Here is a 12371-nt window from a genome sequence, read left to right on the forward strand (position 1 = left end):
TTTTATTCAAACTCAGCCTTTTTGTTTGGTAACAACATTTTATATTTCTAAAATGTTGGTGCGGAAGGGGGGACTTGAACCCCCACGCCCGAAAGCACTACCACCTCAAGGTAGCGTGTCTACCAATTCCACCACCACCGCATGTGCGTGCATTCTATTCGCTTCATTCAAAAAAGAAAAGTCTTTCTTGAGATTAATTTGCAGTTTTTTGCGTAGTTGATGAAGTTTCAGTCGAATTATTTGCAGGCGTTGTCACAGGTGCTGCTGCTGTTCCTAAACTATAAGCTTCAGCGGTTTGTTTCTTCGCAAGAACAGCCAAAGTAATACTGGTCACAAAGAATAATGCGGTTAAAATCGCAGTCAAACGCGTTAAAAAGTTACCTGATCCAGAAGCACCAAATACAGTCGCAGCGCCGCCACCACCAAAAGATGCACCAGCTTCTGCGCCTTTACCTTGTTGGACCAAGATCAAAACGATCATCATCACTGCCAGTAAAATATGCACAACCAACACAAATGTATGCATGTTGAATCTCCTTATGATTGAGTTGCGGCAAATGCTTGAGCAATTTGATAAAAAGACTCTGCATTTAATGACGCACCACCCACTAAAGCACCATTAATATCAGGGCATGCTGCAAGTTCATGGGCATTCTCAGGCTTCACACTACCACCATATAAAATGGCAATGTTTTGACCTGCTACGCTTAATTGTGTCAAACCTGCACGAATTTTCTCATGCATGGCTTGCGCATCTTGTGCCGATGCTGTTTTTCCTGTGCCAATGGCCCAAATGGGTTCATAGGCAATTACGATCTGCTTTTGCCAATGTTCTTCGCCAATGACAGGGGCAACATCACAAATTTGTTGTAATACAATCTGTTCAGCCAAACCTTGTTCGCGCTGTTCAAGTGTTTCACCGACACAGTAAATTACGGTCAAACCTTCGGCTAATGCCTGCGTGATTTTTGCTTTGAGCACGTCTGGTGTATCACCTAGCAATTCACGACGCTCAGAATGTCCAATTAGAACATGACGAATTTGACTATCTGCAAGTAAGGTAGCACTCACCTCACCTGTAAATGCGCCAGTTGCTGCAAAGCGTGAAACATCTTGCGCCACAGTATGCACAGTGCGAGGTGCATTGTCTAATTGCATCTGTACCCGATTTAAGGCAATTGCAATTGGTGCAACTGCTAAATAACATTGTTGTTCTGAAATTGGAGATTGCTGCAAAGATTGTTTAAATTGTTCAATCCATTGTTGGGAACTTGCCCAAACAGGGTTCATCTTCCAGTTCCCAATCACCCAAGGCACAATTGTCGAACCCGACATACAAGAAAACCCTTTCAACAAAATGGCCTTATTTTACACATTTTTTCTCAAATTGAAGCTTTTTTTGCTTTTTAATACAATTTAATCTCACAAGGCTATTTTTTTTGGCAAAATAAGCTGTGCTGTATATTCAGCAAGTTTTATATTTTTTATAATGAAGTCAAATACTCGAAATTCAGTGCTGTAACATACTATTAGCTGTATTTTGTCATAGCATTTTGTCATAACAACCGTATAATTTAATATCGAGTACGAGTATTAGCAAACGATCATATCAATAAGGCAAATACATTTATGGCAGACATTTCTACTACGCCACGTTTATCAGGCTTTGCCCGTCGTTTAGTGGCAGAAGATCACATTTCTGAAAGTAAAATGTTACAAGCGATTGAGGGGGCCAAAAAAGCACAGCAAAATCTTGTGCCTTATTTGATTGATCATTTGCATCTCTCTCCATTCACGATTGCTGAGGCCATTGCGATCGAATTTAACGAGCCTCTATTCGATCTATCCAGTTATGATCCTATACAGCTCCCACGTGAATTGGTCGATGAAAAGCACGTTCGAAAACATCGTGCAGTCCCTCTCATGCGACGAGGCAATAACATTTATATTGCCATCAGCAACCCCACTGATCTCGAAGCCATTGATGCGATTCGCTTTAACAGCAAGCTCAATCCAGAAATGGTGATCGTGGAGTATGACAAACTCGAAAAATTTATTGAGAAAAATTTTAGAGAAGAAGAACAATTTAACTTTGGTGATGAAGAGCTTGATATTTCCGTAGAAGACCATTCACCAGAAGCATCTTCTGATGATGATTCGAAGGAAGATGAAGCACCTATTGTTAAATATATTAATAAACTACTGGTCGATGCCATTCGTATGGGCGCATCAGACTTACACTTTGAACCGTATGAAAAAACATACCGAGTACGGTATCGAGTCGATGGTGTCTTAAGACAAATTGCAAATCCACCATTACAACTCGCTAACCGACTGGCTTCACGTTTAAAAGTGATGTCACAAATGGACATTTCCGAAAAACGTATTCCTCAAGATGGTCGTATCAAATTAAAACTATCCAAGACCAAAGCCATTGACTTCCGTGTTAACTCATTGCCAACCCTATTTGGTGAAAAGATCGTACTGCGTATTTTAGATCCCTCAAGTGCCATGCTCGGGATTGAGGCTCTTGGTTATGATGACGATCAAAAAGCTTTATTTCTAGAAGCCTTACATAAACCGCAAGGCATGGTTTTAATTACAGGCCCAACGGGTTCTGGTAAAACCGTATCTTTATATACTGGTTTAAATATTCTCAATACTGAAAACTCGAATATTTCCACTGCCGAAGATCCCGTCGAAATCAACCTTGAAGGCATTAATCAGGTTAACGTCAATCCCAAAGTGGGGTTAAGCTTTGCAACTGCTTTACGTTCTTTCTTACGTCAAGACCCTGATATTATTATGGTCGGTGAGATTCGTGACCTTGAAACGGCTGAAATTGCCATTAAAGCAGCTCAAACAGGTCACATGGTGCTTTCCACACTCCATACCAACAGTGCACCAGAAACTCTAACCCGTTTACGCAATATGGGGGTTCCCTCATTTAACATTGCAACATCAGTCAATTTAGTTATTGCACAACGTTTGGCACGCCGTTTATGTGCAAAGTGTAAAATTCCCCTAGAGATTCCAGCAAACAGTTTATACGAAATGGGTTTTACGGCTGAGGATTTGGCTGATCCAGAATTTAAGATTTACCAACCTGTTGGCTGTCCTGAATGTCGAGAGGGCTATAAAGGCCGTGTGGGTGTATATGAAGTCATGAAAATTACGCCTGAAATTTCTAAACTGATTATGGAAGATGGCAATGCAATTCAAATTGCCGAAGCCTCAGAACAATTGGGATTTCCAGATCTTCGCCGTTCAGGTTTAAAGAAAGTCATGCAAGGGGTGACTTCATTACAAGAAGTCAATCGTGTCACAAGTGATTAATGCATAGATAGATTACAAAAAGGATAATACTATGGCGGTAAAAAAAGCTCAGGCGATACCGATATTTGCCTATGCGGGGGTTGATCGCAAAGGTATTAAAGTCAAAGGGGAACTTTCGGCACGTAATATGGCTTTGGCAAAAATTACGCTTCGAAAACAAGGTGTTGACGTAAAATCAATTCGAGAGAAGCGCAAAAATCTTCTTGAGAATGTTTTTAAGAAAAAAGTATCGACTCTAGATATCACCATTTTTACACGTCAGCTTGCAACCATGATGAAAGCAGGCGTACCGTTGGTACAAAGTTTTGAGATTGTCGCTGAAGGCCTCGACAACCCCTCAATGCGTGAAGTCGTTCTCGGAATTAAAGCTGAAGTCGAAGGGGGGAATACCTTTACAGGTGCATTACGTAAGTATCCCCTGTTATTTGACCGATTATTTTGTTCCTTAGTGGAATCAGGGGAACAATCGGGTGCCTTGGAGATCATGCTGGAACGAGTTGCTGTTTATAAAGAAAAGAGTGAACTTTTAAAGCAAAAAATCAAAAAAGCAATGAAGTATCCAATGACAGTTATCGTGGTTGCGATTGTTGTCACCATTATTCTGATGGTGAAAGTGGTTCCTGTATTCCAAGGATTATTCAGTTCTTTTGGTGCACAACTACCTGCCTTTACCCAAATGGTCGTCAATATGTCGAAATGGATGCAGGAATACTGGTTTATTTTAATCATTGGCATTGGTTTAACTGTTTATGCTTTTCTTGAAGCTAAAAAGCGCAGTCAAAAATTTCGAGATGGTTTGGATAAGTTATCATTAAAACTTCCGATTTTTGGCGACCTCGTCTATAAAGCAATTATTGCTCGTTATAGCCGAACTCTTGCCACGACATTTGCCGCAGGTGTCCCCCTCATTGATGCACTTGAATCTACTGCAGGTGCAACCAATAACGTTATTTATGAAAAAGCCGTCATGAGAATTCGTGAGGATGTCGCCACAGGACAACAGCTCCAATTTGCGATGCGTGCAGCTAATATTTTCCCATCCATGGCGATTCAAATGGTTGCGATTGGTGAAGAATCGGGTGCACTGGATGCCATGCTCGATAAAGTAGCGACTTATTATGAAAATGAAGTGGATAACGCCGTTGATGGTTTAACTGCCATGATGGAGCCCCTCATTATGGCTGTTCTTGGGGTACTTGTAGGTGGTCTCGTGATTGCCATGTATCTGCCAATTTTCCAGATGGGTTCAGTTGTCGGTTAATAAGGTTATTCAATGCAACAACTTATTTCATATTTCGTCGAGAACCCAACTGCACTTTATATTGCAGTTGGGCTTTTTAGTTTATGTGTTGGTAGCTTTTTAAATGTAGTCATTTTTCGCACACCCAAAATGATGGAGCAGGAATGGAAACAGGAATGTCAAATGCTGCTCCACCCCGAGCAACCCATTATTGAACATGAAAAGCTCACTCTAAGCACACCTCCATCCACTTGCCCTAACTGTCATACAGCCATTCACTGGTATCAAAATATCCCTGTAATCAGTTGGCTCGCTCTTCGTGGACGCTGTGGCAGTTGTCAGCACCCGATCAGTAAACGCTATCCCCTTGTTGAAATACTCACTTGTATTTGTTCCTTGGTGGTCGTTGCAACCTTTGGTGCAACTTGGCAAATGCTATGTGGTGTCATTTTAACTTGGGTTCTTATTGCACTGACCTTTATTGATTTTGATACGCAGCTCTTACCTGATCGTTTTACCTTGACACTTGCAGGTGCAGGCTTAGCCATCAATAGCTTTTCACTCTATACCACACCCACACTGTCGATTTGGGGTGCTGTTATTGGTTTCTTATGTCTATGGGTTGTGTATATCATCTTTAAACTTGTGACAGGCAAAGAAGGCATGGGCTATGGTGATTTTAAGCTCTTAGCTGCGCTTGGTGCGTGGATGGGGCCAATGATGTTACCTCTGATTATTTTGCTATCTTCGGTGGTTGGTGCTGTCATTGGTATCATTTTATTAAAAGTCCGTAAAGAAAATCAGCCCTTTGCTTTTGGTCCATATATTGCGATTGCTGGCTGGATTGCATTTTTATGGGGTAGCCAAATTATGAAAATCTATTTAGGTCAATAAGATGTATGTGATTGGTCTAACAGGTGGTATTGGCAGCGGTAAAACGGTTGCCAGTGACTGGTTTTTTGAGCAAGGCATTCACGTTGTCGATGCTGATGTTGTTGCTCGTGAAGTCGTGCAAGTTGGGCAACCTGCTCTTCTGCAAATTCAACAACAGTTTGGAGACTGGGTACTACTCGAAAATGGTGAACTGAATCGACGTGCTTTGCGTGAGCATATTTTCCAGCATCCTGAAGCTAAAAAAATTCTGGAAAATATTACTCACCCCATCATTCGAGAAAGCATTATTCAACAGCTCCATTCTGCACAGAGTCCATATGTGATTCTGGTCTCTCCCCTGCTGTTTGAAACGGGTCAAACACATTTAACCCAACGTAATTTACTGATTGATACGCCAGAGCATTTACAGCTCTACCGTGCAACCCAGCGGGATCAAAGCTCGCATGAGCATATTCAAACCATCATGTCACACCAAATGCCTCGCGCTGAAAAACAACAGCGTGCAGATGACATTGTGATCAATGATGGTCAACTCAACCATCTCTATGCACAGCTTGAACCTTTGCATCGACAGTATTTAGATTATGCAAAAAAAACAGCTTCTTAATGTGAAGCTGTTTTTTTCTGCTCGTCCAGTTGTTCCTGCAAGGCATCTTTACGCTTAAACCAACGCCAAGGCTGCAAGGCCCCAACGCCCATCCCGATCAAACCACAAATCATCGCTGTATTTAATGGTTCGCCCAACAATGGCACAGCCACAATCGCAGCCATAAATGGTGCAAGAGTAACAATACTCCCTGTTTTAAAAGCCCCGAGACGTTCAATCGCAGCAACATAACTCAAGGTTGCGACAATCACCACCAAGATGCCATGGAAAAAGCCTTGAATGGCTAAATGCATAATACTTGCATCGTGGAAATGTTTCGGTAAAAACAGGATATAAATTGGCAAATAAATCAGGGCTGACCAAATTGCAACCCCACTCATGGATTGCCAAGCTGACAATTTCCAATGTTTCAGCAGTACCGTAAATACGCCCCACCAAATCGCCGACAGGAAAAACAGACCATCCCCGATATTCAAAGCAACATGGGTTTCTTCATACATCATCACACTCATAGCTGAAATAGCCACTAGCATAATGATCAAACTGATCCAGGTATGTTTATCAAAAGGCTGCTTAAACAGCAGATACCCTGCCACCGCAGTACACAGTGGAATACAGCCATTCAGAAAAATCGCAGCATGAGCAGCAGGCACATAATGGAACGCGGAATAGGAGGTCAGACAATAGGCAACCCCGCCAAGCAGTCCCAAAATGAACGGCTCTTTTTTCCACAAAAATGCAGTTTCCCGACGCCAGATTAAAATCGGCATCAGAATGCTAAAACCAATGGTAAAACGTAAAGCACAGATATCCCATGCACTAATATGCCATCCCGCATTGAGTCTGGAGAAGATCGTAAATCCGCCCCAAATCAACATAGTAATCGCAACAAATAAATACCCTTGATTACGTGAAGTCATTGTCAACTCGAAATGAGCTTAAACGAGATTACGTTGGCGGCAAGCCTCATACAGTGCCATACCTGTTGCAACGCTTACATTTAAGCTTTGTAGGTTACCTGACATCGGAATAAAAACGGTTTGATCACACTGGCTTTGTGTGATTGGGCGAAGACCTGTATCTTCTGCCCCCATGACAATGGTCACGGCACCTGTAAAATCAAATTTTTGAATTGGTAAAGCTTTTTCATCCAGCATTGTACCTACAACACGCACATGATGTTCTTCTTTGATATGTGCTAAGGTACGTGCCAAGTTGGTCACCTGAATAAATGCCACTTTTTCTGCACCACCTGCCGCAACTTTACGCGCAGTTGGAGTCAAACTTGCAGAGCGGTCACGCGGAACAATCACCGCTTGCACGCCCATTGCAGCCGCAGTACGAATACACGCACCCAGATTATGTGGATCTGTGACTTGATCCAGTGCCAACAATAAAGCATCTGGATTTTGTTCAAGGAGTTGATCGAGATCTTTTTCATTTAAAGTTGGATGTGGGCGCACGGCTGCCACAACCCCTTGGTGAAATGGCAAACCTGCCAGTTTTTCCAAGCTGTCACGACTCGCTTTTTGTACACTGATGCCAAATGGCTCAGCCAACTGCAAGATGCGTTGCAAACGCTGATCATCACGACCTTTGAGGGTAAATAAAGTCAGTACTCGTTCTGGCTCAAGTTCCAACAGTGATTCCACTGAATGTACGCCATAGTAGTATTCTGGTTTTGCCATGAACGGATGACCTCAAAAAACGATGCAAATAAAAAAATAAAATCCTGCAAAGCCAACTTTACAGGATTGATGATCTGCATAGTTTAACGGATTTTACCGTGTTTTGCTTAACCTTCTAGGTGGCAAACGTAGTCCAACACATCGTCAGTTTCAATTTTGAATTTGCTGTTGCCTGGCACATAAAATGACTGCCCAGCACGGAATAGTTCGCTTGTTTCGCTGTCTGCGATTTTTACGCGGCATTCACCTGAAACAATTTCCATACGTTCAGGAACATGTGTTTCAAACGTAAGTGGCTGTTCTGTTGGCATAATGACACCAAGTGTTTTTTTGGTTCCATCTTCAAATTGGATGGTATGACTGACACACAAACCACCAAAATAAACATTTGATTTTTTTACCACTGAAACATGATCATACTGAGCAGACATGCGTATTCTCCAAATAATGCGCATTTATTGTAAATAACGTAAGCCTAGTTTAAATAGGCCTGAGACTTGAATCAATCATCATCTGATTTTACGCTAAGGTAGCAATTTTTATACCGATACAACTGTTTTAGGTCAAGAATAAGCAATTGATAAAAAAATCTTGTGTACAGCGTCAAGATGTTTTGTATGATCAAGGACAAACGATGAAGCAGTTGTGACTTAAAACTTTATTCATTTAAACATCATTTTTTCGCAGTCTGGATGCGTCCATATATGTTGACTCACTTAAATCTGATTAACTTTGCTTTAGCTAATCATTTGGCCTTGGATATTGAGGCTGGTTTTAATGTCCTGACAGGGGAAACAGGCGCAGGAAAATCATTGTTGCTCGATGCCCTTTCTGTTTGTCTGGGCGAACGTACTGACAGCCATATGGTACGTTATGGCGCAGACAAGGCCGATGTGACTGCTATTTTTAGCTATGCTGAAAATTCCTTAGAGGCTCAGTGGCTAACCGCACATGAACTCGAAGATGAGTCTGGTGAAATCCATTTACGGCGTGTGATCTTTAATACAGGACGCAGTAAGGCATGGATTAATGGCCGCCCAACTAGTCTGGCTGAACTCAAAGATTTAGGACGCTTATTGGTTCAACTTTATAGTCAGCACAGTCAACAGCAATTGCTTGAACCACCCTATCCAAAGCAATGGCTCGACCGCTACAGTAACTTCGCAGAACCTGCTCAAGCCACGCGCGATGCCTACAGCACTTGGCAAAAAGCCATTCGTCAGCATGAACATGCGCTACAGGCTCAAGCCACACGTTTACAGCGAATTGCGACGCTTGAATTGCAACTTGAAGAACTCGAAGAACTACTGCCTTATAATTACACTGAAATTGAGCAAGAATTTGATCGACTCAGCCACCATGAACACATCATGCAAGACTGTGCCTATGGTTTAAATGTGCTGGATGAAGCTGAACAGAATATCAGTCAGGAACTGGCGAGCGTGCTGCGTCGCTTTGAAAGTCATGTCGGACGCAGTGAACAACTGTCCAATATTTATACCGCACTGGTCAATGCGCAAAGTGAACTTGAAGATGCAACGGGCAACTTACGGCAGTTTATTGACCGTCAGAGCTTTGACCCTGAACGTATGGAACAACTCAATCAGCAGCTTGAAGTCTTCCACCGTTTGGCACGCAAATATCGTACTCAGCCCGATGCGCTACTTGCAGAATATGCCACATGGCAAGAGGAACTTGAGCAATTACAACAACTCGATGATCCTGAAACCCTTGCTGAACAAGTCAAAGAAAATGAACAGGCATTTTTAGCATCGGCAGAACAGCTTGATCAATTACGTCGAGATGCCGCCACACCACTGGCTAAACTACTGACTGAACAGGTCAAACCTCTGGCACTGCCTGAAGCCTATTTTGAATTTAAGTTTGAACCTCTGGAACAGCCAAGTGCTGAGGGTTTAAGTTTCATTCAACTGCTGTTTACAGCCAACAAGGGTATTCCTGCACAACCACTGGCACGCGTTGCTTCAGGAGGTGAGTTGTCACGGATTGCCTTGGTGATGCAGGTCATGAATGCTGAAAAAACCGATTCCGAAGTTTTGGTATTCGATGAAATTGATGTCGGGATTAGTGGTGGGACGGCTGAAATTGTCGGACGCCTGCTCTCCGATTTGGCACGACATGTGCAGATTCTTTGTATCACCCACCAAGCACAGGTTGCCGCACAGTCTGATCAGCACTTACTGGTTCAAAAACAGCAAACAGACCCAGCCAGCAGCACGATATTTGCCCTCAATGAAGATCAACGCATTCAGGAACTGGCTCGTATGACAGGTGGCGTAGAGATCAACACAACGACCTTGCAGCATGCCAAACAGCTACGCCAATTGAAATTTCAGCATACAAAGATCGGAAATTCCTAAATAAAAACTATTGGCGAAAGCGATTTACTCTTGTATGTTGATAAAAGGACTCAATATAAGATTGAATAACTCGAATTTTAGGAGAATGGCCTAGGTGAGCAAACAATATTTGACGCATCGTTGTCTCATTGCTCCCCCTGAGATGGCAGATGATTTCTTTGCCAACACCGTGATTTATTTGGCTCGTCACGATGCCGATGGCGCACAGGGAATTATCATTAACCGCCCAGCAGGGATTCAAGTCAAAGAATTACTCAATGACTTGGAAATTGATGCAGACAATGTACAGCCGCACGAAGTCTTGCAAGGTGGACCTTTACGTCCTGAGGCAGGCTTTGTTTTACATACAGGACAGCCTGTTTGGCATTCCTCAATTGCTGTTGGCGAAAATATCTGCATTACCACCAGTAAAGATATTTTAGATGCGATTGCTCACAATGAAGGCGTTGGACGTTATCAAATTGCTTTAGGTTATGCCAGCTGGACAAAAAATCAGCTTGAAGAGGAAATTGCTCGCGGTGACTGGCTCATCTGTGATGCCGATATGGACCTGATTTTTAACTTGCCTTACCCTGACCGTTGGGATGCCGCCTATAAAAAAATCGGCATCGATCGTAACTGGCTCGCTTCCGAGATTGGTCATGCCTGAAGACACCATGCAAACGCTGATGGCTTTTGATTTTGGCACACAGAAAATGGGCATTGCAGTGGGTCAAACTGCCATCCAAAGTGTCAATCCCCTACCGCTCTTTCCCATGAAAGATGGCATTCCAAATTGGGATGAACTGTTAAAACTGGTGAAACAGTGGCAACCCGATGTCTTTTTGGTGGGTTTACCGTTGAACATGGATGATTCAGAATCTGATTTATCCATGCGCGCCCGTAAATTTGCCCGTCGCTTGCGCCATCAAACCAACATCATCACTTGGATGCTGGATGAACGCTTAACCACACGTGAAGCTCGTGAGGAACTCAGTGCCTTTCAGCGTCAGGGACGTGCCAAACGTGTAGCTGCTGATAGTCTGGCTGCGGGATTACTGCTTGAAAGCTGGTATCGTGAGCCTGAAGGGATTACGCCTTAGTATTTCAACTGAAAACAAAAAACCTGCAACAATGCAGGTTTTTTTCTTGGGCATGTCGGATAAACGCAACATTTAGGTGATGTGCCCAAAGATTGGCTTATTTTTTAGCAGACTGGTTTTGCAAGATATGAATGGTTGCGGTACGCCCAGCCACGAATGCCAATGGATTTTTCGGCTCTTCATCCAAAATAAATTTCACAGGAACGCGTTGTGCCAAACGAACCCAAGTAAATGTTGGATTGACGTTTGCCAACAGACTTGAACTGGATGAACGCTCTCGGTCATCAATCCCCGAAGCCACACCTTGGACATGGGCTTTAATTTTTTGTGAATCGCCCATTAACTGAATGGTCGCAGGATCACCCAAATGAATACGGTTCAGTTTGGTTTCTTCGAAATAACCCACGACATACAATTGCTTACGATCAATTAACGCGGCAACATCATCACCGACCTTGATATAGCTACCTGCGCGTAAACTAAAGTTCGACAGTGTGCCATCTGATGGCGCAACCACTTGAGAACGCTGCAAATTCAACAGTGCTAAATCAAGAGCACTTTGTGCAACATCAACCGCTGCTTTTTGCTGCTCAATATTGGCTTTGGCTTCTTCAATCGCTGCTTTCAACTGACCTTCTTCGGCATGAGACTGGTCACGTGTCGCAAACATCTGATCTTGTTCTTGCTTCGATACCGCTCCATCCATCAGATTGGCATAACGCGCCGCATTTTTCTCAGCGAGGCGTGTTGTTGCTTGGGATTTAACTAAATTGGCATTGGCTTGCTGTAAGTTGGCCTGCATTTGTACCATACCTGCTTTGGCTTTCCCAAGATCAGCACGTGCCTGTTCGACATCTAGTTGTTGACGAGCAACATCAATCTGAAACAGTACCTGTCCTTTCTTCACGGTTTGGTTATCTTGCACCAAAACATGAGTGACCAGACCAGATACATCTGAAGACACCTGAATAATATCGCCACGCACACGACCATCACGGGTCCAAGGCTCTGCATTGTAGTAGTCCCACAAATGTACGACTGCATAAATTGCAACGAGCAATGTGACCAATGTCACGGCAGGTCGAACGACTTTACGTGCATCAAACGAACTCATAATTTTATCCTAAACTTACATCACCTAAA

General features: G+C 43.0%; 13 protein-coding genes and 1 tRNA gene. 7 read left to right on the forward strand and 7 right to left on the reverse strand.

All coding sequences use genetic code 11. From position 1 onward, the window contains the following. Positions 1-56: 56 nt before the first annotated feature. The 3 genes from C1A47_RS12710 to tpiA form a co-directional block, all read right to left on the reverse strand. Positions 57-141 (reverse strand) — tRNA-Leu (locus tag C1A47_RS12710). Between the two features lie 52 nt (positions 142-193). Beyond that, a complete protein-coding gene (gene secG, locus C1A47_RS12715; RefSeq protein ID WP_111895398.1) occupies positions 194-526 on the reverse strand; it encodes a preprotein translocase subunit SecG in 333 nt (110 codons plus the stop codon). Between the two features lie 11 nt (positions 527-537). After that, entirely contained in the window at positions 538-1335 is a 798-nt protein-coding gene (gene tpiA, locus C1A47_RS12720; RefSeq protein WP_111895399.1) for a triose-phosphate isomerase, read from the reverse strand. Between the two features lie 294 nt (positions 1336-1629). Here tpiA and pilB point away from each other — a divergent pair, with 294 nt between their 5' ends. The 4 genes from pilB to coaE are packed head-to-tail and all read left to right on the forward strand — an operon-like array spanning position 1630 to position 6077. Then, positions 1630-3336 carry a type IV-A pilus assembly ATPase PilB gene (pilB, locus tag C1A47_RS12725; RefSeq protein WP_111895400.1) on the forward strand — a complete coding sequence of 569 codons (1707 nt, stop codon included), beginning with the start codon at positions 1630-1632 and terminating at the stop codon, positions 3334-3336. Positions 3337-3367: 31 nt separating this feature from the next. Continuing rightward, on the forward strand, positions 3368-4597 hold the full coding sequence (locus C1A47_RS12730; RefSeq protein WP_111895401.1) for a type II secretion system F family protein: 1230 nt from the start codon (positions 3368-3370) through the stop codon (positions 4595-4597). A gap of 12 nt (positions 4598-4609) precedes the next feature. Next, positions 4610-5470, forward strand: coding sequence for a prepilin peptidase (locus C1A47_RS12735; RefSeq protein ID WP_111895402.1), 861 nt, complete (start codon positions 4610-4612; stop codon positions 5468-5470). Position 5471: 1 nt separating this feature from the next. After that, positions 5472-6077 carry a dephospho-CoA kinase gene (gene coaE, locus C1A47_RS12740; protein ID WP_111895403.1) on the forward strand — a complete coding sequence of 202 codons (606 nt, stop codon included), beginning with the start codon at positions 5472-5474 and terminating at the stop codon, positions 6075-6077. On the opposite strand, the gene C1A47_RS12745 is transcribed toward coaE, so the two are convergent. From C1A47_RS12745 to C1A47_RS12755, 3 genes are all read right to left on the reverse strand, one after another. Further along, positions 6074-6997 (reverse strand): DMT family transporter, encoded by a 924-nt coding sequence (locus C1A47_RS12745; RefSeq protein ID WP_111895404.1) that lies wholly within the window; start codon positions 6995-6997, stop codon positions 6074-6076. The two genes, coaE and C1A47_RS12745, sit on opposite strands and share 4 nt — an antisense overlap. A gap of 18 nt (positions 6998-7015) precedes the next feature. Next, positions 7016-7765: a 23S rRNA (guanosine(2251)-2'-O)-methyltransferase RlmB gene (gene rlmB / locus C1A47_RS12750; protein WP_111895405.1), complete on the reverse strand. Its 750-nt coding sequence runs from the start codon at positions 7763-7765 to the stop codon at positions 7016-7018. Positions 7766-7872: 107 nt separating this feature from the next. Next, entirely contained in the window at positions 7873-8196 is a 324-nt protein-coding gene (locus tag C1A47_RS12755; protein WP_111895406.1) for a pyrimidine/purine nucleoside phosphorylase, read from the reverse strand. A gap of 273 nt (positions 8197-8469) precedes the next feature. Here C1A47_RS12755 and recN point away from each other — a divergent pair, with 273 nt between their 5' ends. The 3 genes from recN to ruvX all read left to right on the forward strand — a co-directional run bounded on the left by recN (position 8470) and on the right by ruvX (position 11228). Further along, the gene (recN, locus tag C1A47_RS12760) at positions 8470-10146 is read left to right on the forward strand and encodes a DNA repair protein RecN (RefSeq protein ID WP_111895407.1); all 1677 of its coding nucleotides are present in this window, start codon (positions 8470-8472) and stop codon (positions 10144-10146) included. 94 nt (positions 10147-10240) lie between these two features. Next, entirely contained in the window at positions 10241-10795 is a 555-nt protein-coding gene (locus C1A47_RS12765) for a YqgE/AlgH family protein (protein WP_111895408.1), read from the forward strand. After that, on the forward strand, positions 10788-11228 hold the full coding sequence (ruvX, locus tag C1A47_RS12770; RefSeq protein WP_111895409.1) for a Holliday junction resolvase RuvX: 441 nt from the start codon (positions 10788-10790) through the stop codon (positions 11226-11228). The genes C1A47_RS12765 and ruvX overlap by 8 nt, the downstream gene beginning before the upstream one ends. Before the next feature lie 97 nt (positions 11229-11325). Here ruvX and C1A47_RS12775 read toward each other — a convergent pair whose 3' ends face one another. Further along, positions 11326-12342, reverse strand: coding sequence for an HlyD family secretion protein (locus tag C1A47_RS12775; protein WP_111895410.1), 1017 nt, complete (start codon positions 12340-12342; stop codon positions 11326-11328). Positions 12343-12371: the final 29 nt, after the last annotated feature.

Origin of the sequence: Acinetobacter sp. MB5 (assembly GCF_003261585.1) — a bacterium.
Classification (GTDB): Bacteria; Pseudomonadota; Gammaproteobacteria; order Pseudomonadales; family Moraxellaceae; genus Acinetobacter.

What these genes read in the sequence shown, in the direction of transcription:
- tpiA (WP_111895399.1), bottom strand. Translation starts at nt 1,335, where the DNA reads ATGTCGGGTTCGACAATTGTGCCTTGGGTGATTGGGAACTGGAAGATG.
- rlmB (WP_111895405.1), bottom strand. Translation starts at nt 7,765, where the DNA reads ATGGCAAAACCAGAATACTACTATGGCGTACATTCAGTGGAATCACTG.
- C1A47_RS12775 (WP_111895410.1), bottom strand. Translation starts at nt 12,342, where the DNA reads ATGAGTTCGTTTGATGCACGTAAAGTCGTTCGACCTGCCGTGACATTG.
- C1A47_RS12735 (WP_111895402.1), top strand. Translation starts at nt 4,610, where the DNA reads ATGCAACAACTTATTTCATATTTCGTCGAGAACCCAACTGCACTTTAT.
- secG (WP_111895398.1), bottom strand. Translation starts at nt 526, where the DNA reads ATGCATACATTTGTGTTGGTTGTGCATATTTTACTGGCAGTGATGATG.
- C1A47_RS12730 (WP_111895401.1), top strand. Translation starts at nt 3,368, where the DNA reads ATGGCGGTAAAAAAAGCTCAGGCGATACCGATATTTGCCTATGCGGGG.
- pilB (WP_111895400.1), top strand. Translation starts at nt 1,630, where the DNA reads ATGGCAGACATTTCTACTACGCCACGTTTATCAGGCTTTGCCCGTCGT.
- recN (WP_111895407.1), top strand. Translation starts at nt 8,470, where the DNA reads ATGTTGACTCACTTAAATCTGATTAACTTTGCTTTAGCTAATCATTTG.
- C1A47_RS12755 (WP_111895406.1), bottom strand. Translation starts at nt 8,196, where the DNA reads ATGTCTGCTCAGTATGATCATGTTTCAGTGGTAAAAAAATCAAATGTT.
- ruvX (WP_111895409.1), top strand. Translation starts at nt 10,788, where the DNA reads ATGCCTGAAGACACCATGCAAACGCTGATGGCTTTTGATTTTGGCACA.
- coaE (WP_111895403.1), top strand. Translation starts at nt 5,472, where the DNA reads ATGTATGTGATTGGTCTAACAGGTGGTATTGGCAGCGGTAAAACGGTT.
- C1A47_RS12745 (WP_111895404.1), bottom strand. Translation starts at nt 6,997, where the DNA reads ATGACTTCACGTAATCAAGGGTATTTATTTGTTGCGATTACTATGTTG.